This is a genomic window from Paenibacillus sp. JJ1722, assembly GCF_048282685.1.
GTDB lineage: Bacteria > Bacillota > Bacilli > Paenibacillales > Paenibacillaceae > Paenibacillus > Paenibacillus polymyxa_B.
Genome location: NZ_CP182500.1, coordinates 4,988,587 through 5,013,115, shown reverse-complemented (window position 1 = coordinate 5,013,115; position 24,529 = coordinate 4,988,587). Strand labels below are relative to the sequence as shown.

The 24,529-nt window shown below is 45.3% G+C and carries 30 protein-coding genes; 23 read left to right on the top strand and 7 right to left on the bottom strand.

Annotation, left to right across the window (positions count from 1 at the left end; all coding sequences use genetic code 11):
• Positions 1-17 precede the first annotated feature (17 nt).
• From rsbW to ACM1ND_RS22410, 3 genes are all read left to right on the top strand, one after another.
• Positions 18-470, top strand: a complete 453-nt coding sequence (gene rsbW, locus ACM1ND_RS22420; protein ID WP_023990271.1) for an anti-sigma B factor RsbW — start codon at positions 18-20, stop codon at positions 468-470.
• The gene (locus tag ACM1ND_RS22415; RefSeq protein WP_013311929.1) at positions 467-1,240 is read left to right on the top strand and encodes a sigma-70 family RNA polymerase sigma factor; all 774 of its coding nucleotides are present in this window, start codon (positions 467-469) and stop codon (positions 1,238-1,240) included. The genes rsbW and ACM1ND_RS22415 overlap by 4 nt, the downstream gene beginning before the upstream one ends.
• A gap of 120 nt (positions 1,241-1,360) precedes the next feature.
• The gene (locus ACM1ND_RS22410; protein WP_023990270.1) at positions 1,361-2,320 is read left to right on the top strand and encodes a magnesium transporter CorA family protein; all 960 of its coding nucleotides are present in this window, start codon (positions 1,361-1,363) and stop codon (positions 2,318-2,320) included.
• Between the two features lie 115 nt (positions 2,321-2,435).
• On the opposite strand, the gene ACM1ND_RS22405 is transcribed toward ACM1ND_RS22410, so the two are convergent.
• The 4 genes from ACM1ND_RS22405 to ACM1ND_RS22390 all read right to left on the bottom strand — a co-directional run bounded on the left by ACM1ND_RS22405 (position 2,436) and on the right by ACM1ND_RS22390 (position 4,549).
• Complete coding sequence (locus ACM1ND_RS22405) at positions 2,436-2,912, bottom strand: DUF5665 domain-containing protein (protein ID WP_068938233.1); 477 nt, start codon at positions 2,910-2,912, stop codon at positions 2,436-2,438.
• 93 nt (positions 2,913-3,005) lie between these two features.
• Entirely contained in the window at positions 3,006-3,407 is a 402-nt protein-coding gene (locus tag ACM1ND_RS22400) for a YtxH domain-containing protein (protein WP_023990268.1), read from the bottom strand.
• A 42-nt stretch (positions 3,408-3,449) separates the two neighbouring features.
• Positions 3,450-3,707 (bottom strand): GlsB/YeaQ/YmgE family stress response membrane protein, encoded by a 258-nt coding sequence (locus tag ACM1ND_RS22395; protein ID WP_013311925.1) that lies wholly within the window; start codon positions 3,705-3,707, stop codon positions 3,450-3,452.
• A 137-nt stretch (positions 3,708-3,844) separates the two neighbouring features.
• On the bottom strand, positions 3,845-4,549 hold the full coding sequence (locus tag ACM1ND_RS22390; RefSeq protein WP_264454541.1) for a phosphatase PAP2 family protein: 705 nt from the start codon (positions 4,547-4,549) through the stop codon (positions 3,845-3,847).
• Between the two features lie 231 nt (positions 4,550-4,780).
• On the opposite strand from ACM1ND_RS22390, the gene ACM1ND_RS22385 reads away from it, so the two are divergent.
• Complete coding sequence (locus tag ACM1ND_RS22385) at positions 4,781-5,500, top strand: pirin family protein (RefSeq protein WP_418026579.1); 720 nt, start codon at positions 4,781-4,783, stop codon at positions 5,498-5,500.
• A 193-nt stretch (positions 5,501-5,693) separates the two neighbouring features.
• Here the strand turns inward: ACM1ND_RS22385 and ACM1ND_RS22380 are convergent, their stop codons facing one another.
• Positions 5,694-5,921, bottom strand: a complete 228-nt coding sequence (locus tag ACM1ND_RS22380; protein ID WP_013373034.1) for a DUF1128 domain-containing protein — start codon at positions 5,919-5,921, stop codon at positions 5,694-5,696.
• A 120-nt stretch (positions 5,922-6,041) separates the two neighbouring features.
• Here ACM1ND_RS22380 and yyaC point away from each other — a divergent pair, with 120 nt between their 5' ends.
• Positions 6,042-6,632, top strand: a complete 591-nt coding sequence (gene yyaC / locus ACM1ND_RS22375; RefSeq protein WP_023990265.1) for a spore protease YyaC — start codon at positions 6,042-6,044, stop codon at positions 6,630-6,632.
• 89 nt (positions 6,633-6,721) lie between these two features.
• Positions 6,722-7,516, top strand: a complete 795-nt coding sequence (locus ACM1ND_RS22370) for an alpha/beta fold hydrolase (RefSeq protein WP_023990264.1) — start codon at positions 6,722-6,724, stop codon at positions 7,514-7,516.
• A gap of 95 nt (positions 7,517-7,611) precedes the next feature.
• On the opposite strand, the gene ACM1ND_RS22365 is transcribed toward ACM1ND_RS22370, so the two are convergent.
• Entirely contained in the window at positions 7,612-8,178 is a 567-nt protein-coding gene (locus ACM1ND_RS22365) for a pyridoxamine 5'-phosphate oxidase family protein (RefSeq protein WP_418026578.1), read from the bottom strand.
• A gap of 397 nt (positions 8,179-8,575) precedes the next feature.
• On the opposite strand from ACM1ND_RS22365, the gene ACM1ND_RS22360 reads away from it, so the two are divergent.
• A complete protein-coding gene (locus ACM1ND_RS22360; RefSeq protein WP_069080833.1) occupies positions 8,576-9,232 on the top strand; it encodes a DUF6483 family protein in 657 nt (218 codons plus the stop codon).
• Positions 9,219-10,433 carry an SAM-dependent methyltransferase gene (locus ACM1ND_RS22355; RefSeq protein WP_341056679.1) on the top strand — a complete coding sequence of 405 codons (1,215 nt, stop codon included), beginning with the start codon at positions 9,219-9,221 and terminating at the stop codon, positions 10,431-10,433. The genes ACM1ND_RS22360 and ACM1ND_RS22355 overlap by 14 nt, the downstream gene beginning before the upstream one ends.
• A gap of 81 nt (positions 10,434-10,514) precedes the next feature.
• Here ACM1ND_RS22355 and ACM1ND_RS22350 read toward each other — a convergent pair whose 3' ends face one another.
• The gene (locus ACM1ND_RS22350; RefSeq protein ID WP_023990260.1) at positions 10,515-10,838 is read right to left on the bottom strand and encodes a hypothetical protein; all 324 of its coding nucleotides are present in this window, start codon (positions 10,836-10,838) and stop codon (positions 10,515-10,517) included.
• A gap of 144 nt (positions 10,839-10,982) precedes the next feature.
• On the opposite strand from ACM1ND_RS22350, the gene ACM1ND_RS22345 reads away from it, so the two are divergent.
• The 15 genes from ACM1ND_RS22345 (at position 10,983) to ACM1ND_RS22275 (ending at position 24,322) form a co-directional block, all read left to right on the top strand.
• Positions 10,983-11,597: a DedA family protein gene (locus tag ACM1ND_RS22345; RefSeq protein WP_013311915.1), complete on the top strand. Its 615-nt coding sequence runs from the start codon at positions 10,983-10,985 to the stop codon at positions 11,595-11,597.
• A 1-nt stretch (position 11,598) separates the two neighbouring features.
• Positions 11,599-12,168: a thioredoxin family protein gene (locus tag ACM1ND_RS22340; RefSeq protein WP_418026577.1), complete on the top strand. Its 570-nt coding sequence runs from the start codon at positions 11,599-11,601 to the stop codon at positions 12,166-12,168.
• 3 nt (positions 12,169-12,171) lie between these two features.
• Positions 12,172-12,801: an MBL fold metallo-hydrolase gene (locus ACM1ND_RS22335; RefSeq protein WP_023990259.1), complete on the top strand. Its 630-nt coding sequence runs from the start codon at positions 12,172-12,174 to the stop codon at positions 12,799-12,801.
• A 243-nt stretch (positions 12,802-13,044) separates the two neighbouring features.
• Positions 13,045-13,254: a hypothetical protein gene (locus ACM1ND_RS22330; protein WP_023990258.1), complete on the top strand. Its 210-nt coding sequence runs from the start codon at positions 13,045-13,047 to the stop codon at positions 13,252-13,254.
• An 80-nt stretch (positions 13,255-13,334) separates the two neighbouring features.
• Positions 13,335-13,724: a hypothetical protein gene (locus ACM1ND_RS22325; protein ID WP_013311911.1), complete on the top strand. Its 390-nt coding sequence runs from the start codon at positions 13,335-13,337 to the stop codon at positions 13,722-13,724.
• 368 nt (positions 13,725-14,092) lie between these two features.
• The gene (gene gatC / locus ACM1ND_RS22320) at positions 14,093-14,380 is read left to right on the top strand and encodes an Asp-tRNA(Asn)/Glu-tRNA(Gln) amidotransferase subunit GatC (RefSeq protein ID WP_013311910.1); all 288 of its coding nucleotides are present in this window, start codon (positions 14,093-14,095) and stop codon (positions 14,378-14,380) included.
• A 27-nt stretch (positions 14,381-14,407) separates the two neighbouring features.
• Positions 14,408-15,865, top strand: a complete 1,458-nt coding sequence (gene gatA / locus ACM1ND_RS22315) for an Asp-tRNA(Asn)/Glu-tRNA(Gln) amidotransferase subunit GatA (RefSeq protein ID WP_023990257.1) — start codon at positions 14,408-14,410, stop codon at positions 15,863-15,865.
• Between the two features lie 26 nt (positions 15,866-15,891).
• On the top strand, positions 15,892-17,337 hold the full coding sequence (gene gatB, locus ACM1ND_RS22310) for an Asp-tRNA(Asn)/Glu-tRNA(Gln) amidotransferase subunit GatB (RefSeq protein WP_013311908.1): 1,446 nt from the start codon (positions 15,892-15,894) through the stop codon (positions 17,335-17,337).
• A 129-nt stretch (positions 17,338-17,466) separates the two neighbouring features.
• Positions 17,467-17,928 carry a GNAT family N-acetyltransferase gene (locus ACM1ND_RS22305; protein ID WP_418026576.1) on the top strand — a complete coding sequence of 154 codons (462 nt, stop codon included), beginning with the start codon at positions 17,467-17,469 and terminating at the stop codon, positions 17,926-17,928.
• 98 nt (positions 17,929-18,026) lie between these two features.
• Positions 18,027-18,740, top strand: coding sequence for an MgtC/SapB family protein (locus ACM1ND_RS22300; RefSeq protein WP_028541862.1), 714 nt, complete (start codon positions 18,027-18,029; stop codon positions 18,738-18,740).
• A gap of 82 nt (positions 18,741-18,822) precedes the next feature.
• Positions 18,823-19,476 carry a hypothetical protein gene (locus ACM1ND_RS22295; RefSeq protein WP_254348993.1) on the top strand — a complete coding sequence of 218 codons (654 nt, stop codon included), beginning with the start codon at positions 18,823-18,825 and terminating at the stop codon, positions 19,474-19,476.
• 7 nt (positions 19,477-19,483) lie between these two features.
• Positions 19,484-20,887, top strand: coding sequence for a DUF4097 family beta strand repeat-containing protein (locus ACM1ND_RS22290; protein WP_418026575.1), 1,404 nt, complete (start codon positions 19,484-19,486; stop codon positions 20,885-20,887).
• Positions 20,888-20,995: 108 nt separating this feature from the next.
• A complete protein-coding gene (locus ACM1ND_RS22285; RefSeq protein WP_013311903.1) occupies positions 20,996-21,427 on the top strand; it encodes a Fur family transcriptional regulator in 432 nt (143 codons plus the stop codon).
• A 185-nt stretch (positions 21,428-21,612) separates the two neighbouring features.
• Complete coding sequence (locus tag ACM1ND_RS22280) at positions 21,613-23,331, top strand: glycosyl hydrolase family 18 protein (protein WP_310168916.1); 1,719 nt, start codon at positions 21,613-21,615, stop codon at positions 23,329-23,331.
• A 112-nt stretch (positions 23,332-23,443) separates the two neighbouring features.
• Positions 23,444-24,322: a nucleotidyltransferase-like protein gene (locus ACM1ND_RS22275; protein ID WP_418026574.1), complete on the top strand. Its 879-nt coding sequence runs from the start codon at positions 23,444-23,446 to the stop codon at positions 24,320-24,322.
• Positions 24,323-24,529 lie beyond the last annotated feature (207 nt).

Genomic DNA, 24,529 nt, shown 5'->3' with positions numbered 1-24,529 from the left:
AAAGGAAAGAAAAAGAAATGAATGCTCAAATTCAAAAAGTAGTTCTTAATTTGCCGGCAACTGCTGACTTTGTTGATATTGTAAGATTAAATTTATACGGTATTGCCGCGAAAATGGGATTCTCTTATGAGGATATTGAAGACATGAAAGTGGCTGTATCGGAAGCCTGTAATAACTCTGTCCTTTATGCATATGGTCATGAGGGGGGAGTCGTGGAAGTAATATTCGAATTTGATGAAGTTTCGTTGTCCATTCGTGTCAAAGATGAAGGGGAGAGCTTTGAACGTGTGGAGGACCCGTCCCGTATCGCATCCTTGCATGACAAGGAGTTGAATGATGCGCAGATAGGCGGATTAGGCTTTTATCTCATGCAGGCGCTTATGGACGATGTCCATATCTTGAATGAGACAGGAAAAGGCACCGAAGTGGTGCTTGTAAAGCGACTGACCAGAAGTGAGGAAAGAGTATGAATGAAAAGGTAACTCCCCCGGAGTCGATGGATGAAGCCGTTGGTCTAATCTGGGAGTACCAGCAAACAAAAGATAACGAGATTGCTACCGTGCTGATCCGTAAGTATGAGCCGATGGTCAAGATGGCTGCTGGGAAGATCTCCCGTAACCGTCCGGACTTATACGAGGATTTATATCAGACCGGTCAGATGGCTTTGATACGTCTGCTTCAGCAATACGATATCAGCTTGGGTATCCCATTTGAACCATACGCTATGAAAAGTATGCTGGGACATATGAAAAATTATTTGCGCGACAAATCCTGGTACATCCAGGTTCCTCGCCGCATTAAAGAAAAGGGTGCGCTTGTTCAACATGCTATTGATGAACTAACCGTTAAATTGGAACGTTCACCCAATGTGGATGAGATTGCGACCTATTTGGATCTTACCGTGGAAGAAACGATTGAGGTGCTTGCAGGCCGTGAGTGCTATCACTATGTTTCACTGGACTCGCCTTTATCCCAGGAAGAGAGTGCAGCTACATTAGGCGAGCTCATTAGCTCGGATGCTAACGATTATGACACTGTGGAAAAACGAATGGATTTGCAGCAGGCTTTAAGCCAACTGAAGGAGCAGGAACAAAAGGTGCTTCTTCTGGCATTTCAGGACGGTCAATCTCAACGTGCGATTGCACAGACGTTGGGCGTATCGCAGATGAGCGTTTCCCGTATTCAGAAGCGGGCAACGGAAAAGCTGAAGCAGATTATGTCTAATTCCTCTATTTCATGAGTAGATGGCAGATTATATGGCTTAAAATATTTGACGTCACATCGTAAGGACACGTTATTCCGATATGGGAAGCGTGTCCTTTTTATAAAGCGAAAAAGGTTGGGAGGAAGGTTGGAATCCATGACAGCATTTGAACAGATTTCTTCCTTTCGTGGAGGATGGGAATGGTGGGACATCAGTGCTGGGAATTGGCAAGATTCGGTCATACAGCATTTGAGGGAGAAGCTCCCAGAAGCCTCAGAATGGCTGGACAAGGTAGAGGACATTCCATCCAGCTTTATATCTGTGCGCTTTCCAGATGGCAATCAGCCCTTAATGTACGGGTCGCTGATCTACTCTGTTCAGGAGGAGATCGACAGTCAGCGCAATTGCAACAAGTTTTATTTTCTGGTCTTAAATCAGAAGTTAGTGACGTTAAATCTGGATCAAAATACCCGTGAAATCATGCACACCGCGGAACGCCAAAAAATGCTGGAACAGTGTGAGGATGCAGCTGATGGCATGTTTGTATTGGCGAGAGCTGTGCTCCATTACTTTCATACAGGTATGGATAAGTTCGAGATCAACCTGAGAAGACTGGAAGAGGACATGGAGAAAAGGAATGCTCGTACGCTGATGGATTCTATATTGAATGCACGTTTCGAGCTGTTGTATTGGAGCAATATGTTCATTCCCTTTTCAGAGCTGGTGACGGCTTCTCGGGAGGCATATCTGGATAAACTGGAGGAGAATCGTTTTTTCAAGCAGTTACTTTACCGTGTTACTCGGATGGAAGGACTTTTCCTGCATTATGAAAAGGAAATCGACACATTGATCTCCATTGACGACGCCATTTCCGCATTTAGAGGGAATGAGATTACGAAGACGCTGACCATTGTCACCGCCGTATTTACACCAGCAACCGTAGTGGGCGCTATATGGGGCATGAACTTTGAAAATCTGCCTTGGATTAAAACAGGCTGGGGTTTTACCACCGTGATTATTGCCACACTGCTAAGTATGGCGGGAATGTACGGCTGGCTGATGATGAAGGGGTGGACAGGAGACTTATTGAAGGCTAACAAGCGCAACAAATTGTAGCGGCTGATTACAGCTGTTACAATTTACAAATAAAAAACGATCCATCGTAACTGGAGGCTCTTTGAGGAGTCTGTTACCGGTTACGATGGATCGTTTTTAAATGAGATAAGGACAATTACTTAGTACCTTGGCTCATTTTGATATATCCTAATAATTCGGCGATGAAATCTCCGATGACCGGAAGATTTAATTGCACCAGGAAACTGAGCAACCAAGCGAGCAAGGCGAGTATGACCACTGTACCCAGCGTAAGACCGAGACCACGTGCAATGCCTGCGGTCAGATTGCTCATAATTCTTCTTTTCGTGCTGGAGTAGTTCTCTATAATATCTTTGAATTCTGCTTTTTCCAATGTATCTGCGATTTGATCTAGGCGTTTGTTAAGCCGCTTGACCTCATGGCGAAGTTCAAAAGGATGCTCATTTACATCAAAGTCTCTCTCCTGATCATGTGTTTTAACATGATGATGAGTAGAAGAGGTCTGCTTGGATGAAACCTCATCTGGCTGATCTTGAGCCTGTAAGGGATGAAAGGTTCTTTTGTTGTTCGCGGTAAGATCATCTCCATAGGAGTTTGGCTTGCTCATTGTCATCCCAGCCTTTCTATCATTTAAAAACAGCCAGCTTCTTGCATGCTGGCTGTTCAGTGTCTAGGGCTTATTTTTTTTCATCTGAATGTGTAACTATTAGGAATTAGCATTCAATTGTTTCTGTGTATCCTTGGCCGCCTGAGCCGTTGCATCCATAACTTCTTTATCCGCTTTGGCCGCTTCATTAGCCACATCGGCAGAAGCTTTGGTTACGCTGGAAACGATATTGTCTTTGCTCTCGGATACCGTTTTGGCTACATCTGCTGTTTTGGTGGAAACGGTTTTGGCCAAATCTGTCGCTTTGCTGCTAACTACAGATGCCACATCCTTTGTTTTATCGGAGACAACTGTAATTTTATCAGACAGATCACTACGCAAATCACGACCCGGCTTCGGCGCGAACAGCAGGGCTGCGGCAGCACCAATCAAACCTCCAATAAATAAACCTTTTGCAAAACCTGAAGTACTTGCCATATTTTGATTGTCAATGTTACTCATGTTATATCACTCCTCTTATAGAATAAAAAATATATATAAATTTTAGGTAGCCCTTCTTAATAGCCTGGACACAAGTCCGAGCAAGAACACGAACAATGCGGTTCCGAGTATGGCTGGAATGACTGCAAAATCTCCGATGACCGGGCCCCAGTCTCCCAATAGCATGACACCTAGCCAAGCTCCTACAAATCCAGCAATCATAGAGCCCGCAATGCCGCCAGGCATTTCATGACCAGCCAGTGCATCGCCAATCAATCCGATAATAATAGCCATTACAATACTTAGTACAATTCCCCACACAAGGATCGCCTCCCTTATCCTAAGTTCACAAAACCATAACGTTTTTAATGAAGGCTGAGCTTCGATATTGCTGAGCCTTGCTTACTTCGTATATAAACGTCGTGACCCGGAGTGAAACAAAAAGCCGTCTCGGACATTTACCGGTGGGGAGTGGAAGGAAGCTTCATGCGCGCTCGCCAATAGATCACAGGAACGGTAAACACCAGCCAAATTATACCTGCAATATAGCCACCCACAATATCTGTAGGAAAGTGAACGCCTAGATATACGCGGCTTAATCCAATCAAGAGAATCAGTAGTGCACCAAGAACACACGGAAGAAAGAGCGAACGCCCACGAATCTTTCGTTCCATGGCCCAAATGGCAAATATCATTCCGAAAAATCCCATGGAAATCATCGCATGACCGCTGGGAAAACTATAGCCCCCGGCTTCAACCAAATGTTGAAGTGACGGGCGTTCCCGTTGCAAAATTTCCTTAATGAGCGTATTCAGCACCCACATCGCCGTAAAGCTGCTTAGGATCGCAAAGGAATAAGCTTTTGAACGAAGACTGACCCAACACAAGGTAGCAGCACCGAGGGCGATGATCAACGACATGCGGAATGAACCGAAAGATGTAATGAATATAGCGATGGTTAGCATTTGGTAACGAGCAGCTGCTGTATCTGGAAAAATGGCATCCTGTATGCGTTCATCCCAATATAGAAAAGGAGCTGTGCCAATCCATTTCACAGAGTAGGCGACGAGAAGTAACACAGCGATCATGGTAATAGATGCATACAGACTACGGCGCAAATAGCTCGGTAGGAAACGGGATGATTGGGGTTCATGAGATAGCATATGTAATAAATCTCCTCCTTATGGCTGTGATAGATTCAATTTTTCGTACTATTAACTTAACTAATAATAAACTTAAGAGCAAAACCCGACGGAGACGACAGGCTGATTGAGGCATATAAGCCCGGGGTAAAGGGATCGTATCACAGCGTTTGTAATGCCAGGGCCGGAAGTGGAATAGTCATCACGAAGCAAAGCTGCTTTACGGAACTGTAATCCATGGAGGTGTTAAGGATGATTAAAATAGTGACATCGGCAGAAAGACATACCTCAAATAAAGGATGGATTCATAGTGAGTTTAGCTTTTCGTTTGCCGATTATGAAGATCCGAGCAATGCCCATTTTGGCTGTATGCTAGCCCATAATGATAACGAGCTTGAACCGCAGCAAGGCTTCAAAAGACATCCGCATCACGATTTGGAAATCATCACCTATGTAATTGAAGGCCAATTGCATCATAGCGACAGCTTAGGACATGAGCAGGATTTGAAAAGCGGCTCGATCCAGGTTCTGAGTGCAGGCACGGGAATTGAACATGAAGAGCGAAATACTGGGGATGAAAGACCGGTTCGCTTTTTGCAAATGTGGTTTTTACCTGAGAGTCCTGACATCCAGCCTTCTTATCAGGTCCAAAGATTCAAGCACAGTGAACGCCTAAATCGGCTTCAGCCTGTTGTGTCTGGTTCAGAAGTGGAGGGAGCGTTATCCATCGCGCAGGATATAAATCTGTATCTGAGCAGATTGGAGAAAGGACAGCAACTTGAATATCCACAGCAAGGGGAGCGCCGTACCCACATTTATGTAGTTAGCGGTCATGTGGAAGTTACGTGCCAGGATGGGGATTTTCAGTTAGGGCCTGGTGATGCCGCGCGAATTCAAAAAAGCTGTACATTAAAGATACGAGCTACAGGGAATGAGGATATATCTGAACTGGTGTTAGCTGATTTGCCTTGAAGCATCCTTGAGTGAAGAAGTGTATGAAAATGCGTATATGCAATCGAAAAAATAAAGCTCGTATCCCGTTGCACGTCTGCTGAGACGACCGGAGATACGAGCTTTATTTACGCTGACAGGGCTACTATCATGAAGGCTGTTGCTCATGATGATAGGATGTAATACAGCTAAGCTGGCTGTCCTACAAGCTGATTCAGGAGGACTTGCGCAATCTGCCCAGTTCAGAAACAATAGCTTCAACCTCTGAAATGCTCAGGTTAGGCTTGCTTATCACCATATCATAGACATCATGAATGTCCTCGTATTGCTCCAGCGAGAAAGCGGATGCCTGCATAGCAGCACCACTCGCCATACGGAGCTTGGTTTTAATACCCTCAATCATATACTCAATGTTGGCATGAGACGGTACAGACAAATCCATCGTTAATTTTCCATCCTTTCATAACAGGGGAAGTTGCCTGTATTGTATCATGTTTTTGTTGTAGAATGTACTGAAAGCCAGATTACCGATATACAACCGAATCAAGGAGGATGGACAAAGTTGTCTTTGTATAATCGAGCTTCCGCACCCGGTCGCTCGTCCTTAGAACATAATGTAAAGAAAACAGATCGAGATGGACTCGCGCCGTTTTTCCGAGAAATTCATCATCAGCATGCTATAGATAAGTTGACTTTTGTTTGCATCGGTACAGATCGCTCATCGGGTGATTCACTCGGGCCACTGGTAGGCACCATGCTCAAGGAGCAAGGCTTTCCGCACGTGATTGGCACAATGACGGAGCCCTGTGATGCGGATCATCTGGTTTCATACTTGGAGTGCATTCCCCAAGATCATCATGTGATCGCCATAGATGCATGTCTTGGACAGCACGGCTCAACGGGAATGTTTCTTATTGCGCGTGAACCGCTAACTCCTGCGCGATCGGTGGGGCTGTCTCTGCCGTCTGTTGGTCATTATAGTGTTGCAGCGATTGTGAATGAGCGCAGCCCCAAACCCTATTGGACACTCCAAATGACGTCGCTTCACTTGGTCATGACAATGGCTGCGCATATTGCTAATGCGGCGGCTTATGAATTTGGTTTGAAAACAGCTTCGCAAGATTTTCCAGAGGGTTACCGTTTCAGATATTGATGGTCTGCTTAATAATATACATCAGCATTGTTCTACTTAATAATATATTCAGCTCCAATAGATTATATACAGAGAAGGAAGGGTTCCATATGGAAAAGGTATTATGCGAAGGAACGACGATCTGCTATGCCGAACAGGGAAAAGGAGAACCAATCATTTTATTGCACGGTTTTTGCGGAAGCTCCTCCTATTGGGATGAGGTTGTTCCATTGCTGTCCCAAAGCTATCGTTGTATTGTTCCAGACTTGCGTGGACACGGACGCAGCGATGCTCCACTAGGAGCCTATACTATTGATCAAATGGCAGATGATGTGCTTAAACTTCAAGAACAATTGGACATCCCTCAGGCTGCCTGGTTTGGCCACTCCCTAGGAGGCTATCTAGCCCTTTCGGCAGTGCAGAGACATGCAGAGCGCCTTACAGCCTTTGGACTGATTCATTCCACAGCTTATGCAGATACGGACGAAGGTAAAGAAAAGCGGAATAAGGCTGTATCCACCATCCAAACGGAGGGGATTACGACCTTTGTAGATGGACTCGTACCGGGACTGTTTGCTCCTGATCATGTGGAGTCGATGTCCAGCCAATTACTGAAAGTCAAAGAAATTGGCTACAAAACACCACCACAAGGAGCCGTAGGAGCATCACTGGCTATGCGCGAGCGTACTGATCGTCGGGATGTATTGTCGGCTTCTGCATTGCCAGCCCTTTTAGTAGCGGGTGAGCAGGATCAGGCGGTTCCTCCAGCGCGGACGTTTACAACAGATCGGGCCGGAGTAACTCAGGTTACCCTACCGGAAGCAGGTCACATGAGCTTGTTCGAAGCACCGGAGTTATTAGCGAACGCTATCTTGACATTTTTAGAGCAGAACTTGAAAAAATAGACTAAGGGAAGCCCAAAAAACCGGAACCTTCTGAGGTGATAATCAGAAGGTTCTGGTTTTTTGTGTAGTCAATTATTTTTAGGAGTGTAAGGTGTCTAATTTATGTTGCTTTTGTTAAAGGCAAACGCTGTCGGCAAACCGTCAATACTCTCCAAATTTTTCTCATAGGCATATCTTTTAAGTGCTTCTTCTCCCATCTGAATTGAGACTTCCTTCAGCTTTTCCCGTTCGCTCGTGTATGTCATGAAGGGAACCGCAAAACCACATGAATTCTGAACCATGTGAATGTCCACAACAATGATTTGTCTTGCACCGGGAAGCGGGTTGAAGAGTGGGTACAGCTCATTCCATTGCTTAGTATCAGGCAGCGCGACGGTACCAGTGCCATAGAGCTTTAATACACTGGGAGCGCCCTCAAATGCACAAAACATGATTGTTACCCGTCCGTTCTCGATAATGTGGGCGCTCGTCTCGTTGCCGCTTCCCGCCAAGTCGAGATAAGCTACCCTCTGGCCCGATAGAATACGGAAGGAATCATATCCCTTGGGGGAAAGGTTAACGTGCCCTGTCTTGGATAGCGGTGCTGATCCTACAAAGAAAATGTGCTGCCGCTGTATAAACTCTTGATGTTCCGGTAATATCGAGCTAAATTGTTTACCCAAACTCCATCATCCTTTCTCACAAAAACATTCATATAAATTTTTGTTTCTAATGAAAGTAATTAATATGAATTCTTTTATGGAATGTTTAAATATACTGATTTTATTTTTGTTTCGTATGAAACAAAAATATCACGACACTAACAAAGAAGCAATATTGATTTTAAAAAAACTCATCATTCGCTAGTCACATGATCAGCTACAAAGTACTGTACCGTAGGAATTTACTGCCATACGTGAGCATTCTGACTACCTGATCATTGATGTTATTAACTGAGGGTGAAGGTTATGAGTGGTATTTCTGCATGGTGGGGCATTTGGCTTTTAGACAAGGATGTCATACAATCAGAAGACAGAGTTTCTGGTTGTCTAGGCATCGGGATGAAAGGAAGGGAACGGCTTGCTTAGAAAAGATTATTTGCTCAGTATGATGGAAGAATTGACATCCGCAGTAGCATCGGTGCTCGGTCTAAGGCGTGAAAATAAACACGTCGAAGCGCTAAAACAGCTAGATGACCTGCTCAACAAGCAGTTTCGTCTTCGTTCAGATTTGCTCAGACGATTGCCGCCGGAACAAATTATTGAGCTTTTCCGATTGGGCCCTGGAATTGAAGCGGATAAGCTTCAGCAGGTGGCTCGCATTTTGGAAGAAGAAGCCGTGATTTACCTGGAAACCAGCAGAACAGACGAGGGCATACGAATCTTGATGAAATCTCTTCATTTATATTTGTACAGCGATACGAATGGCGCGACTCGTGATCTGCAGGTCTTGCCTGAACGAATAGCGTGTATCGTGAAACTGGTGCGTGAATATGAGCTTCCCCCTGAAACCAGCAAACTGTTGGCTGTTCATTACGAGCGAGAAAACAGGCTGGACGAAGCCGCCGATGTCTGGTTTGGATTGGCATGGGAGCAGCCAGAGCTTCTATCCGAAGCGGAGACGTTTTATAGTCAATTACTGGATAAGACCAATGCAGAGCTGGAGCTGGGTGGAATTTCACGCCAGGAAGTCACCGAGGGTTTGACCGAGATCACCCAATTACATGAAAGAAAGTGAGATGTACCTTTTGGATTCACTGCGCGAACTTATATACCAATTGACCACGGGAGGCTCCCTCATCACAGCGACGCTGAGTCAGCTTCGCAAACGGGAGGATGCTTCTTTTACTAAAGTGCAAATCAAACCTGTAGAATTGAAAAACAAGCTGCATTACCAGTTTGCTTTTCATTATAGCAACAAAGTCATTCATGAAAATCTGACCCCTGACGAAGCTAATGAGCGTATGACTGCCTTGTTTGAGGACACGTTCCGCCAAGGACTTTTATGCGCCAAGGATGCAGACTACCAAGTGCTGATCAGTAAAAAATATAAAGTATCCATTCTGACAAAGTCACCGAGCAAAAGTAAAGCCGACCTGTCTCATAATCGCAAAAAGCAATATGTGCTCGAAGAAGGGGAACGAATTCCTTTCCTGATTGAGCTGGGGATTATGAATGAGGATGGTAAGGTACTGGCCCGCAAGTATGATAAGTTTCGTCAAATTAACCGGTTTCTCGAAATGGTGCAGGATGTATTGCCTAGCCTTCCGGTAGGCCGCCCATTGACGATTGTGGATTTTGGCTGTGGCAAATCGTATTTGACCTTTGCGCTGTATCACTATTTGGCTGTACAGCAAAAGCGACCATTGCAGATCGTTGGTTTGGACTTGAAGGCAGATGTCATTGAAACCTGTAATGTTCTGGCTCAAAAGCTGCAATATCGACAGTTGGAGTTTCTGGTTGGTGATATCGCAGACTATAACGAACTGGAACAGGTGGATATGGTTGTTACCTTGCACGCTTGTGATACTGCAACGGATGCGGCGCTGGAAAAGGCCGTCCGCTGGGGAGCTTCTGTCATTTTGTCGGTTCCGTGTTGCCAGCATGAGCTGTTCAGCCAACTGGAAAATCCGGTATTGGAGCCGTTGCTTTCCCATGGTATTTTAAAGGAGCGTTTTTCAGCACTGGCAACGGATGGAATCCGGGCCAAACTGCTGGATATGATGGGATATCGGACACAGCTGTTGGAATTTATCGACATGGAGCATACACCTAAAAACATTCTGATTCGTGCCGTCAAAGGGCAAGCGGGAGAACAATCCGTTCTGTGGCATGAATACACAGCATTTCGGGATTTTATTCATGCTGATCCTTATTTGGAACGCGCTTGTGCGGATTTGCTTCCCGATGGAGCAGGGAAAAAGCAGACACACAGCTAGGAATATAGTAAAAGTGGAGCCACTGCGGGGTGGCTCCACTTTTTTTGTAGTTCACGGTTCATAGTTGCAGTACGCAAACATCTATCCACCATAGGCACTTCTAAAAGCGGTGCACAAAACATCGCGATCCACCTTCCACAATGCTGCGAGCTCCTCACTGACATCTTCGTCCCACCAGTCGCATAGTAGTTTGCGGTTACTATGGTTTTCCGCAATCCAGATAAGGTGTCCGACGACCTTGCGGCAGTATAGCTCCTCGCCCTGCTTGACCAGATCAGGAGCAATGTGAACAGGCAGACGTTTGCAGGTTCGATACAACTCTTTGATACATGCGCGGCGAATACCACGAGCCGTGGGTAAACGGGATTGTGAATTGTCATGTTTGGGGAATTTGCCGGGAGGCATATTGTACCCCCTCCTCTCTCTCTCAACTTATGCGGGCAGAGGGGTCGGGGTCACTGACCTCCCTATTTGGGCGAAGTGGCGACTTGTTCTGCCGCTGTGATACACTAATGGAAATAGAGAAACAGGCAGGGAGTGGGAAGAGAAATGGACCAAATATCTAGTATCATTAATTATTTGTTTGAGATCATTCGTAGTCTTGGGTATTTTGGTATTATGCTAGGCTTGATGGTTGAGGTCATTCCAAGCGAAATTGTCCTCGCTTATGGTGGCTTTTTGGTATCCTCGGGTCATATTAATTTTTTTGGCGCAGTCGTTTTTGGAACGATTGGCGGGGTGCTGGCCCAGTTGTTCATTTACTGGATTGGGCGCTATGGCGGCAGACCGGTATTAGATAAGTATGGGAAATACATACTTATCAAAAAAAGTCATGTCGACCATGCTGAAGCCTGGTTTAACAAATACGGCACAGGGGTCATTTTCACAGCTCGCTTTATTCCTGTTGTGCGTCATGCCATCTCAATCCCTGCCGGGTTGGCTCGAATGAACGTATGGCGCTTTACTATTTTGACAACGCTAGCGATTATACCTTGGTCTGTTTTGTTTATATATTTAGGTATGCTGCTAGGAGACAAGTGGGAGCAAATTGACGAAGTGGCAGCACCTTACATCAAACCGATTTTGCTGGTTGCTCTTGCACTCTTGATCATTTATTTTGTTATCAAATGGATTTTGTCCAAAAACAAAAAAGGAAGTGTATAACATGAGCCGTACTAATGTATCGCAGTACTTCGGAAAGGGCTTAAGCCCTGAACAGTTTATGGAGGGCATGGAAAAGAACAAAGAAGCCTTCCGCTCTGGGTACGATCAGTTTGTGTGGAATCGCGAAGAGGATAGAGAGTATTTTGAAAGCTTGAACCATCGGGATGATCTGCGCGTGCTTATTTTGGCTGCCGACTGGTGTGGGGACGTGGTGCGCAATGTGCCAGTTGTGTTCCGTGCGCTGGAGAATAGCGGGATTCCGACCGAAGTATTAATCTTGGAAAACCATCAGGTGCTGATGGATGACTTCCTGACAATGGGTGGACGTGCTGTTCCGATTGTGATTTTTGCGGATACAGGAGGTCACGTACTTGGCCACTGGGGACCACGCCCTGCACATGTCCAACAAATTATGATTGGATTCAAACGTGAAAATCCAGATCGGGAAGCTGATGATTATCAAGAAAAAATCGCAGTTGCTCGTAAAGAAATGGCTGAAAAATATGGGGAGGGAACCGAGGTCCATCCTGTAATTGTTCAGGAATTACGCGAGCTGATCTCGGGATTTTAACTTATGACGTTATCTATTCGCAGCTTTAATCTCGGTCCTCTCCAAACAAATGCTTATTTGCTTCAAGGGGATGATCCGCAGCGCGCCGTTATTATTGATCCGGGGATGAATCCGGGTCCTTTGCTCAGAGCTATTGAGCCACTGACCATTGAAGCTATCCTGCTGACTCATGCCCATTTTGACCATATCGGTGGAGTAGAGGAGATTCGCAATACCAAAGGCTGCCCGGTTTATCTGCACGCCTTGGAGCAAGACTGGCTCACATCTCCTAAGCTGAATGGTTCCTTGATGTGGCCAGAGGCATCCCCTCCGATCTCGACGGAACCTGCCGAATATGATTTGGCAGAAGGTCAGCAATTGAACCTGATCGGGCACACGTTCCGGGTTTTCCATACACCGGGCCATTCACCCGGAAGTGTCAGCTTTTTGTGCGGCAAAGATCTTTTTTCCGGGGATGTGCTATTTCGTCAGGGCGTCGGACGCACGGATCTGACGGGTGGCCGGGAACGGGATCTATACGATTCTATTCAGAACAAATTGTTTCCGCTCGGAGATGACGTTACAGTCTATTCCGGTCACGGTCCCAAAACGTCTATCGGTTATGAGAAAGCTAATAATCCGTATATCCGGTAAATGTGATGAACGTTTTCAGTAGGGGCAAAATCAAAGGTGTGACAGGTTTTGCCCCATTTCGACAACAAATTATAAATTATGTATAGACAAAGGTTTTTATTTTTGTTAACATAAATTTATTAAAGTTACATACTAAACTCGCGAAGCACGCAAGCTGTGGATGAATCCCGGTTTGCGTTCTTTTTTTTGCCCATTAAGAGGATAAAGAGGCATGAGGCCGTCAGATCACAAGGGGGAGCAAGAATGAAAAGAAAACATATATTTGGGGTACAACGTGAGATTGGAGGTAGTTTCCGTGTTCCCAATATAATAGATATTGAAGATTCTGTGGTAGGTTCCGAGCCGAAGATCATGACTTGGAAAAAGGTGAAACGACGGAGCGGAATCCCTTCACAAAACTGGCATGTGAGGCTGAATGAACACAGGTTGGGACGTGGAGACGGTCGATTATGAAGATACATAGATGATATAGACAAGCTACTTTTTTTTTAGTAGACTTAGCAGATAAGTTCAGACAAACGGGGGGGCTAACGATGCATCATTTAGGAGCTAGAATTATGATCGTCGCGGATGCTTTTGAGCAGAATCTTCCTGTGGGCGAACATGGTTATATCATTGCTTACGACCGTAATGCGGACAATGCTTTTGACTATGTCATTCGCGTACCGAAGGTGAACCGCAACTTTTTTGTACCATCCGGGGACATCGAGCTGGAAGAGAGTATTCTCAAGCTGGAAGCCGAGCGGATTGAGCGTGAAGCGCTGATAGATTACGCCCTTGCTACTCATAATGAGAAACTGTTCAAGCATGTAATGAACGGAGGTCTTGATTCGGTAGAGACTGAAGAGGAAGAAGAAACCGCGGCAGAGTTGTTGTCACAGGCTGATTTTATCAGACAAGTCAATTTGCGTGCTTGGATATAGGAGTCGGCTACTGCCGACTCTTTTTAAAAATATATAATGGGCACAATCTCAGCTCCTATAGTTTTCTCGAAAGAGCACCGAGAGGTGCTTTTTTTATATCCTTTTAGCAACATTTACCTCATTGATGTACAGTTTGCTTCTGTACCGCGTCAAAGATTGAATTGTAAAGGGTTCTATCCTATAATTAAAAACGTTATTTCGAAGTTCGGTGCAGCATTTTTTAATATTAGGATTTTGCAAAATTCAATTCCAGTCGCTCCGAAGTGCAATATATAGATGAACTAAACCATTTTGATCTATATCTTGCTCATTGGAAGCCGCCTATAGAATTTTTTGCAAAATCCTCATATACATGAGGAGGGTTTTGTATGAACATTTCCACGGAAGATGTCCGTCACGTAGCCAAGCTGTCCAGGTTGAATCTGACCGCGGCTGAGGAAGAAACGATGACAGGACAATTAAACGCCATTCTCCATTATGCGGAGAAGCTGAATGAGCTGGATACGGAGCAGGTAAAACCGACCACTCATGTGCTGCACGTCAGCAATGTCATGCGAGACGACGAAGTTCGCGAAAGTTTGACACATGAGCAAGTGATGCGCAATGCACCTGAAGAAGAAGACGGACAGTTTAAGGTTCCTGCTGTTCTGGAATAGATCTCATATTTGAAAGGAGGATGCAAATTGAGCTTGTTCAATAACACATTGCCCGAGATACATAACAAGCTGCATCAAAAGGAAATTTCCGTGAGTGATCTGGTGGGACACGCTCTGGAGACGATTGGTGCGCGGGAAGACAAGATCAGAGCTTATATTACCGTTGACGAGGAACAGGCCCGTGCATCCGCACGTCAGCTGGATGATCAGCTGATTTCCGGAGAGGAAAGAGGGCTGTTGTTTGGCCTGCCGGTTGGTATTAAGGATAATATCGTGACAGAAGGGCTGCGTACAACATGTGGCAGTCAGTTTTTGAAAAATTTTGATCCCGTTTACGATGCCACAGTTGTTAGCAAGTTACGCGCAGCGCAAACCGTGACACTCGGTAAAATGAACATGGACGAATTCGCCATGGGCGGCTCTAACGAGAACTCCAGCTTTTTCCCTGCACGTAACCCTTGGGATTTAGAACGTGTTCCCGGCGGTTCCAGTGGCGGCTCAGCTGCGGCTGTTGCAGCGGGTGAGGCTTATTTCACACTCGGTTCGGATACAGGTGGTTCCATTCGCCAGCCTGCTTCTTACTGCGGTGTAGTTGGCCTGAAACCAACCTATGGTCTAGTATCCCGTTTTGGACTGGTGGCTTTTGCCTCCTCTTTAGACCAAATTGGACCCATTACTAAAAATGTTCAGGATTCAGCCTATGTCCTACAAGCCATTGCAGGTTATGACCAGAAGGACTCCACTTCTGCGAAGGTAGACATTCCTGATTATTTGAACGCTTTAACCGGGGATGTAAAAGGACTTCGTATCGCTGTGCCTAAAGAGTATCTTGGTGAGGGCGTCGATCCTCAGGTCAAGGAAAAGGTGCTGGATGCACTGAAAACGCTGGAAGGACTGGGTGCTGTTTGGGAAGAAGTGTCTCTCCCTCACACAGAATATGCGGTAGCTACATATTACCTGCTGGCTTCATCCGAAGCGTCATCCAATCTGGCCCGTTTTGACGGCGTGCGCTATGGTGTGCGTTCTGACAATCCGGACAACCTGCTTGATCTATACCATCAGTCCCGTACGCAGGGGTTTGGTCCCGAGGTGAAGCGTCGGATTATGCTGGGTACCTATGCACTCAGCTCCGGGTACTACGATGCCTATTATTTGAAAGCTCAAAAAGTGCGCACACTGATTAAACAGGATTTTGATCGTGTATTTGAACAATATGATGTGATTATCGGACCTACTGCACCGACAACTGCTTTCAAAATCGGCTCGCAAGTGGACGATCCATTAACAATGTATTTGAACGATATTTTGACGATTCCGGTAAGCTTGGCTGGTGTGCCAGCCATCAGCATTCCGTGTGGTCTTGCGGATGGAATGCCAGTCGGACTACAAATTATCGGAAAAGCCTTTGACGAGTCTTCCGTGCTACGCGTAGCTCATGCTTTTGAACAAAATACCGAATTTCACAAGCAGCGTCCGCAGCTGTAATTTGCCAAAAAGGAGGGAACCTATTCATGTCTACAACTACATCCAAATATGAGACGGTCATCGGACTTGAAGTGCACGTGGAATTGCATACGAAGTCTAAAATATTCTGTGGATGCTCGACATCCTTCGGAGCACCACCCAACTCTCATACATGTCCGGTCTGTCTCGGTCATCCAGGGGTGCTGCCGGTATTGAACCGTCAGGCCGTTGATTATGCGATGAAAGCAGCAATGGCCCTGAATTGCACCATTGCTGATGTGAGCAAGTTTGACCGCAAGAACTATTTTTACCCCGACTCACCTAAGGCTTACCAAATCTCACAATACGATCAACCCATTGGCGAAAATGGCTGGATTGATATTGAAGTGAATGGTGAGACAAAGCGTATCGGTATTACCCGACTGCATCTGGAAGAAGACGCAGGGAAATTAACACATGTTGATGGTGGCTACGCATCTTTGGTCGATTTTAACCGGGTCGGCACACCATTGGTCGAGATCGTTTCGGAGCCGGAAATATCTTCGCCGGAAGAAGCCAAGGCCTATCTGGAAAAAATACGTGCCATTATGCAGTATTGTGACGTATCCGATGTGAAGATGGAGGAAGGATCACTTCGCTGCGACGCGAATATCAGCCTTCGTCCGCATGGACAAAAAGAGCTGGGAACTAAAGCGGAACTGAAAAACATGAACTCCTTCCGTGGCGTACAGCGCGGACTGGAATATGAACAGTTCCGGCAGGAGCAGACGCTGGACGAAGGCGGAACGATTGTACAGGAGACACGTCGTTGGGATGAAGCGCAAGGTAAAACTTTATCCATGCGTGGTAAGGAACAGGCTCATGACTATCGTTATTTCCCAGACCCGGATCTTGTTACACTGCATATTGATGAAGAATGGAAAGAGCGCATCCGTGCTTCGATTCCTGAACTGCCTGACCAGCGTAAAGCACGCTACACTTCGGAATATGGATTACCTGAGTATGATGCCCAGGTGATTACGTCCTCCAAGCCATTGGCCGATTTGTTCGAGGATAGCCTTCAATTCACCAAGGATGCCAAAGCAGTATCCAACTGGATTATGGGGGATTTACTCGGTTATTTGAACAGTGCCGGTGTGGAGCTGTCGCAGGTTAAATTGACCGGACGGGGCTTGGGTGAAATGATCGGACTGCTGGAGAAGGGAACGATCAATAGCAAAATCGCTAAAACGGTCTTCAAGGAAATGCTGGAAAGTGATAAACTGCCACAGCAAATTGTTGAAGAAAAAGGGCTTGTACAAATCAGTGATGAGGGTGCAATCCTGACGATTGTCGAACAAGTTGTAGCAGCTAACCCGCAATCGGTCGAAGATTACAAAGCTGGCAAGCAAAAGGCCATCGGCTTCCTAGTCGGTCAAGTGATGAAGGAGAGCAAGGGGAAGGCAAACCCTGGTCTTGCTAATAAGTTGCTGACGGAAGTGCTGAACCGCTAATGGCATAGATTTGACAGGGGCTTGTCTTTTAGGGACAGGCCCCTTTTGCATAGCGCTGAGAACGGTTGGCGCGAACAAGCTTTAGAATCCTGATGGCATTTTATGAGTTTCCTTAGGAGGGAAAACAGCATGGTTACCCTATGTTCATTGGAAGATGTTGATATCGTCAGTCAGATATGGCGTCTACAGCACGTTGCCTATAGGTTGGAAGCTGAGCTGATTGGGTTTGATGAGATTCCTCCACTGATGGATACATTGGATACGCTGAAAAGCTGTGGAGAGTCTTTTTATGGGTGGCTGGAGGACGGTGAATTGCTAGGAGCACTGGCTGTGCAGTCTGAGTCGCCCGATTCGCTTACCCTTACACGTATGATGGTTCACCCGGATCATTTTCGTAAAGGCATTGCGGACTCTTTAATGAAGCATGTTTTGAGTGAATATCAAAATATCCCGTTGTTTATCGTCTCTACAGGAACCTTAAATACTCCTGCGGTGACATTATATCGAAAACATGGCTTTCGCCCCGTATCTGCGGCCGAGGTCGCCCCAGGCGTGGAATTAACCACCTACCATCTGCATAAGGTGGAATAGCATTGAGATATCATTAAATTGGCATTAAAAATGCACATAAGCCCACAAACCGCGCACCCGGAGTGGGAAGCACGACATAACCGGGAGGAGAGACTCGAATGAATAATCCGTGGATTATAGACGATTCACATATCATTTTACGGCTTTTACTGTCCATGCTTCTCGGTGGATTCATTGGTTTTGAACGCGAACGTTCCAATCACGCAGCTGGTTTGAGGACTCATATTATGGTCAGTCTTGGTTCGACGCTGATTATGCTACTCTCCATTTACGGCTTTGCCGATTTCATTAAAGAAGTTAATGTACGCATAGATCCCGCTCGTTTGGCTACGGCTGTGATCACTGGCGTAGGCTTTTTGGGTGCAGGGACGATTATGTTCACAGGTAAATCCATTACCGGACTAACGACTGCGGCTTCCATTTGGGTCGTGGCTGCTATTGGCCTTGGGGTGGGAGCAGGCTTTTATTTCCCGTCTATAGCGGCGACAGTGCTCGTATTTTTAAATTTATGGGTGTTTAACAAAGTTGAACTTCGGTATATGCGTGGACGCAAGCGTCATCTTATTACATTGTACGGATTGTCCTCTCACGGACTGCTGGAGCAGATTTCGACTTATTTAGAGCAAGAAAAAGTGGAAATACGTAAAATAATGATTAAAGAACATGAAAATGTCCCATTTCACGAATTACACCCAGATCGGCAGAGTATGGAAGTTTCCCTAGAGGTGCTGGCCCGTCATGATTTTAATCCCGTACGTATTGCAGCTGATTTACGACAATGGGAAGATATAGCTGCTGTCTCCGTCGAGTAATAGTCTCCCTTTTTTTAACAGTTACTCTTAAATCCGATTGGGGTACTATGTAAGCATCGAAGTATTTTCAGCGGAGCCACGCATGGGATTCAAAGGGGAGGATGGCATGAACTCGGAACAACCGTTACCGTCTGGAGAGACTGGACAGCTACAAGCGTCGGAACAGCGGGAACAGCCCAGACAGGGGAAACGTCTAAAATACGCTAAATTTCGCAAAGTGATTGCTATTATCATGGCGGCATTGTTACCCGGACTGGGACATCTTTTTTTAGGACTGTTTATTAGGGGGCTTAGTTTTATTGTATTGCTCCTGCTAGATATTTTTGCGATGTTGTATGTTTCCTCTGACGGCTTGAGGATCAACATTCCATTACTTATTTTGCTTGGATTGTTCATACCCGTTTTATATTTTTATAATGTATATGATGTCTTACAGTCAGCAGATTACATGGTTCGTTATCGGCGTAAGCCAGATCGTTATGCACGAATGGATGCTAGAGGCCAGCAAAGTAGTCCTTTTTATGCATGGGAGAGAGGCTTTGCTTTTGCTGTGCTAATGGTGGCAGGCGGTGGACTTATGATTTTGTTTCGCATGAAACCTCGCTGGTTGAGTAATTTCTTTGAGGATTATGGATTCCTTACGCTGGCCATTTTATTAATGATGATCGGTTTATTCCTTTTTCTAAGGGAAGCCTTTCTGAACTTTAAGCGTAAAAAGTTGAAAGAAAGAGGGTGAAGCTGGCGTGCACCGCAAAATAAGAGTCGGGCGCTACACCTCTTCGCTTCTGTTGATGGCTGTAGGCATTTTGCTTATTGTAGATGTGTTTCAAAATACTGAATATATGCTTCAGCTCCTCGTTTGGTGGCCCGTAATCTTTGTGCTTTGGGGACTGGAGTATCTGATTTTTTTTGCCATGTACTATCGGAAAGAAGGCAAGTCTGACAACGGAAGGCGATTCAGACCTGACCTAAAGGGGATTCTGTCCGCTTTGGTAGTGGCAGCCTCGGTTTTTATCGTGACCCAGCAAAATCATTATATGTATCTGTGGAACCGGGTCAGTCTCAATCTGACGTCAGCCTCTATGGATTTTAGCCAGGCTAAAGAGAATCGGTATGATATGGGTGGTATGCTGGTACCTGTAACTATGCAGACGTCCGATTTAGTAGTTGATTCGGTTAATGGTGATGTAACACTGATCAGACGGCCTGTGTCCAATATAGAGGTACGAGGTACTCTGTGGGTGGATCAAGCGCCTGCTGCCGAAGCGGACAAGATTGCTCAAGCTTCTTCACTGACTTCTACCGACGGCAAGACTATCCAGATTCGTCCGGAGGCAAAGTCGTACGGAGCATCAAGCAAACGTCAGCCTCGTGTGAACATGCTGATCACCGTGCCGGAGGACCGGCGGTTCAATGTGCAGATTAGAACCTCCAACGGGAATATTTCCTTGGATGGAGTTGATGCAATTGACAGCATTCGGCTTGAGAGCGGTAATGGAAATCTCACTGTTAATGACGCTATCGGCAATGTCAAGGGAGGCACGCTGAACGGTCAGGTTAAATTGCATCGGATTTCTGGAGATGTGGATGTGCGCACGAACCGTGGCGACATGCAAGCAGGCGATATTGAAGGAGCTGTGACACTGCATACCATGGTAGGTGATATTCAGCTCGCTCGTTCGGAAGGGGACATCACCGTAGATACTCAGAATGGTGACATGAATGTGCTGAATTCTATAGCCAAGCTGAATGCAAATTCGCTTAATGGCTCTATCAAAGTGCATAGCGAGCAGATAGGCGGAGATTGGAAAATATACAGTGCTGTCGGTGATATCGTATTGGATCTTCCGTCGAATGGAGATTTTCAGTTAGAGGGTTCAAGCAGTTATGGTAATCTTCAATCCGATTTTCCATTTAAAATAGACAGTAAAAGTATTTCAGGCCAAAACGGGACAGGCAAGTATGCGATCAACGTAGAGGGCAACAGTAATTTAACCATTAAAAAGTTACTGATGCCGTCGTTACCCGACTTGGATGATTCCGGGGGTACGACTGCGCCCGATACATCTGAAAGCTCTGCGGCTGAACCGGGAGCTTCTGAGACAGATACCTCTATAGGAATATCCGGCGACAATACGGCGCGTTGACAAGAAACTTGAGTAGACCGTACAATGTGAGTAGGTTTAGAAGTGAATTGTAAATAGATGCGTGGTAATTGATAGGATCGTAAGTAAGGGATAAGGCGGTGGACATATATGGCAGCACGCGTCCAGCATGCTTTGGAACTTCTGAAGAAGACAGGTGTACGCATAACACCCCAGCGTCATGCCATATTAAACTATTTAATGGAAACTATGGGGCACCCGACTGCAGATGAAATATATCGAGCGCTTGAGTCCAAGTTTCCAAGTATGAGTGTGGCTACGGTTTATAATAACTTAAAGATGTTTATAGAAGCGGGTATGGTACATGAGTTGACCTATGGAGATAACGCCAGTCGTTATGATGCCAATATTTCGGAGCACTATCACATCATTTGCGAAAAATGCGGAAAGATTGAAGATTTCAGTTATCCGTATTTGGCCGATGTGGAACGCCATGCCGCGTTGGAAACAGGCTTCGAGGTGCATGGACATCGTATGGAGTTACACGGAGTATGCAAAGCTTGTAGTAACAAACAAACGTAACGAAACAAGGAATAGAAGTTTTTTGTGCGGTATGTATATATTGTAATGGATTGGAAACGTGAGGAATTCCCCATAAGCGGGGATTTACCGCGTTTTTTTGTTTAAATCACTTTATTTTTGTTTTAAGTAATCTGTTGAGGTTACAAAATACGGAAATTCAAAGTTCATACAATGGAGGTTCAATATTGGCCAGAAATCATTCCAGACGCCGCCGTAAACGTTCACGATTCAAAGGAGCGGCAAGCCTGCTATTATTTGCAGCGATTATATGTGCAATTACTGTCGTATGGTTTGGCAATCCCCTTCACGAGAAACCCGATTGGCAGGGCAGTGTCCGTCCTATTTTTATGCAGGGAAAGTTGACTGGGTATGAAGCTCAGAGCTCCGGCAAGAACATGCTGATGCCGCTTAAATTGGTGCAAAGTAAAATTGATCCTACGGTTCGCTATGAGGATGACAGCCAAACCGTTATTATGGCGACGAGACAAAGCCTGCTCTATATGAAGGTTTCGAAGGCACAAGGGGAACTGAATGGTAAAACATATGCGCTGAGCGCAGCCCCTCAGGTAATCAGTGGAGAGGTATATATCCCGATAGAGGCTGTACGTGAAGTATACGGCGTTTCTATACACGAAGATCCTGTGACTGGTGCTGTCATCCTAATGAAGGCTGGGGAGAAGGTCAGGCTGGGGAGTGTAGAAAAGAAGGATGGCCCACAGGATGCTACAATCGCCTTACGTAAAGAAGCCTCTAGCCTATCTTTCATTTTGACAGATATATCTCAGCGGACGAAGGTGCGTATTTGGTCCAAACAGGGCGATTGGTATTTTGTTCAGTTAGACAATGGTTATGCAGGATACATTAAGTCAGACCATGTCGCTGAAGGAGAAGAGCTTGTGATCCCTTCGGTTAAGGACGATTTGTCCATCTCGGAAAAACATTGGGAGGGTAGATCAGTAAACCTCGCTTGGGAAGCTGTCTATAATCGCAAGCCCGATCCTTCCAAGTTTGATCCTATGCCTGGAGTAAATGTGGTGAGCCCTACGTGGTTCAGTGTCGTCGATCATGAAGGTACTGTAGAAAGCAAGGCAGATCCTGCCTATGTCAGCTGGGCACATCGCAAGGGGATGGAGGTTTGGGGCTTGTTGAGCAACAGCTTTAATCCCGAATTAACAACAGAAGCTTTGTCCACCTTTGAACGTCGAAAGTCGATTGTAGATCAGATGATTTCACTTGCCCTAGAAAATGATCTGGATGGTATTAATATTGACTTTGAAAATGTTCATACGAAGGATGGCCCAAATGTCACCCAATTTTTGCGGGAACTTAAACCGATGGCCCGGGAACATGATTTGATACTGTCCATTGATGTAACGCCTAAATCTCAAAGTGAGATGTGGTCAGCTTTTTTAGATCGAAAATCATTAGGCACCATCACAGATTACCTCATGGTAATGGCATATGATGAACATTGGGCGGCTAGTCCAAAGGCTGGTTCTGTCGCCTCGCTACCATGGACGGAAGCGTCAATTAAGCGAATTATTCAGGAAGATGAAGTGCCGCCTCAAAAAGTGGTTTTAGGTATTCCATTATATACTCGCGTGTGGTCCGAGACTCCCAAAGAAGGGAAGATTAAGGTCTCCTCCAAATCACTTGGTATGGAGTCAGCAGCGGATATCATAGCCAAATTTAAGTTGAAGCCTAAGTTTAGAGCTTCCGAAGGCCAAAATTATGTCGAGTATACAGAAGACGGCGTGGTCAAAAAGATTTGGCTAGAGGATCAGGTATCTCTAAAAGCAAGAGTAGACCTTGCCAAATCGCTGAAGCTCGGAGGAATTGGTGCATGGAATCGAACCTTTGCAGATGAAAACGCTTGGGTAACACTGAGAAAAATAAGCGAATAAGATAAAAATTTATACAATTGAAGAAGGAAGTCTCTTATTTATGTAGAAATGATCACATGTATCCAAATATCCAATTTGCGGTCATAGCCGCCTTGCAGGTATGGAGGGAGAAGTGCAGCTAACCAAATTAAACCTGATGTATGATGAATTGTTGCAGGAAGATTCGATAGGTGTTATTTCGTACAGAAAGCCGGGAGAGTATTTTCACGGTTCGATGTTGTATGACTTTGATGAACTCATTCTAATTATTGGAGAAGGCACCAAGCCAGTTCGTTCTATTCAACACTTATTTATGAATGGACTAAGATGCCAAGTGTTGTACGCAACGCTCAGTTATCTGAAGGAATGGATTATCGCTGGTGAACAAGCCAACATTATAGATTATGTGCTAGAAGGTCGTATTGTCTGGGAACGGGATGACAGGGTCTGTCTTTTAAGACAGGAAATTGTTGATTTTAACGATCCACTGCGGGAGCAGAAGCGATTTCATGAGTTCTCCCGCTTTCTGGTCAATTACGTTCATGGTAAAAGAGCGGTGCGAGAAGGGCGGATCATTGACGCTTATCAAAGTGTTCTGAAAGCATTGGATCATTGGGCATCTATTGAACTCATTGAACGGGGGATTTATCCAAAGGTTCACTTATGGGTTCAGGTACAGCCTCTGGATCGAACGATTGACAAACTGTATAACGAACTCACATTAAGTACGGAAACCTTGGAACAACGGGTTGAACTAGTACTGCTTGCTTGTGAATTTTCAGTGATGTCAAAAATGGAGGAATGCTCATCTCCGCTATTCCGTATATTAGGCAGCAGACGGGAACCTTGGTCAATAAATGAACTTATTAACCATCCTGAGCTAAAGAATCTCCAATTGGATCTTACCGTCGTGCTCCGTAAACTGGTATATCGTTCACTTATTAGAGAAACAGCTGCCGGGGATTTTAGGGAGCGTGGACAAAATCGTGAACTGCGTTACTCCCTTATTTGATGTGCAGGGGTTGATTTGTCAGGAAGAAAGGTTGTTAAACCGACTTTTCTTCCTTTTTTTGTACGTGATTTAGTATTTATAAATAGTTAAAAAATATAAATTATCAATTTAGGTTGACGAGTATATAAAATATGTGATAAGTTATAACTCGCCCCATTAAGCAGCATGAATAATTTTGAACTGTTTAAAGCAGGATAAACGTGTTGC

Coding starts and splice junctions, on each gene's coding strand:
- ACM1ND_RS22305 (WP_418026576.1), top strand. CDS start 17,467: ATGGTTACCCTATGTTCATTGGAAGATGTTGATATCGTCAGTCAGATA.
- ACM1ND_RS22300 (WP_028541862.1), top strand. CDS start 18,027: ATGAATAATCCGTGGATTATAGACGATTCACATATCATTTTACGGCTT.
- ACM1ND_RS22325 (WP_013311911.1), top strand. CDS start 13,335: ATGCATCATTTAGGAGCTAGAATTATGATCGTCGCGGATGCTTTTGAG.
- ACM1ND_RS22345 (WP_013311915.1), top strand. CDS start 10,983: ATGGACCAAATATCTAGTATCATTAATTATTTGTTTGAGATCATTCGT.
- ACM1ND_RS22385 (WP_418026579.1), top strand. CDS start 4,781: ATGATTAAAATAGTGACATCGGCAGAAAGACATACCTCAAATAAAGGA.
- rsbW (WP_023990271.1), top strand. CDS start 18: ATGAATGCTCAAATTCAAAAAGTAGTTCTTAATTTGCCGGCAACTGCT.
- ACM1ND_RS22340 (WP_418026577.1), top strand. CDS start 11,599: ATGAGCCGTACTAATGTATCGCAGTACTTCGGAAAGGGCTTAAGCCCT.
- ACM1ND_RS22330 (WP_023990258.1), top strand. CDS start 13,045: ATGAAAAGAAAACATATATTTGGGGTACAACGTGAGATTGGAGGTAGT.
- ACM1ND_RS22390 (WP_264454541.1), bottom strand. CDS start 4,549: ATGCTATCTCATGAACCCCAATCATCCCGTTTCCTACCGAGCTATTTG.
- ACM1ND_RS22400 (WP_023990268.1), bottom strand. CDS start 3,407: ATGAGTAACATTGACAATCAAAATATGGCAAGTACTTCAGGTTTTGCA.
- ACM1ND_RS22335 (WP_023990259.1), top strand. CDS start 12,172: ATGACGTTATCTATTCGCAGCTTTAATCTCGGTCCTCTCCAAACAAAT.
- ACM1ND_RS22350 (WP_023990260.1), bottom strand. CDS start 10,838: ATGCCTCCCGGCAAATTCCCCAAACATGACAATTCACAATCCCGTTTA.
- gatB (WP_013311908.1), top strand. CDS start 15,892: ATGTCTACAACTACATCCAAATATGAGACGGTCATCGGACTTGAAGTG.
- ACM1ND_RS22380 (WP_013373034.1), bottom strand. CDS start 5,921: ATGGATTTGTCTGTACCGTCTCATGCCAACATTGAGTATATGATTGAG.
- ACM1ND_RS22405 (WP_068938233.1), bottom strand. CDS start 2,912: ATGACAATGAGCAAGCCAAACTCCTATGGAGATGATCTTACCGCGAAC.
- ACM1ND_RS22370 (WP_023990264.1), top strand. CDS start 6,722: ATGGAAAAGGTATTATGCGAAGGAACGACGATCTGCTATGCCGAACAG.
- gatC (WP_013311910.1), top strand. CDS start 14,093: ATGAACATTTCCACGGAAGATGTCCGTCACGTAGCCAAGCTGTCCAGG.
- ACM1ND_RS22415 (WP_013311929.1), top strand. CDS start 467: ATGAATGAAAAGGTAACTCCCCCGGAGTCGATGGATGAAGCCGTTGGT.
- ACM1ND_RS22355 (WP_341056679.1), top strand. CDS start 9,219: ATGAAAGAAAGTGAGATGTACCTTTTGGATTCACTGCGCGAACTTATA.
- ACM1ND_RS22410 (WP_023990270.1), top strand. CDS start 1,361: ATGACAGCATTTGAACAGATTTCTTCCTTTCGTGGAGGATGGGAATGG.
- ACM1ND_RS22295 (WP_254348993.1), top strand. CDS start 18,823: ATGGGATTCAAAGGGGAGGATGGCATGAACTCGGAACAACCGTTACCG.
- ACM1ND_RS22285 (WP_013311903.1), top strand. CDS start 20,996: ATGGCAGCACGCGTCCAGCATGCTTTGGAACTTCTGAAGAAGACAGGT.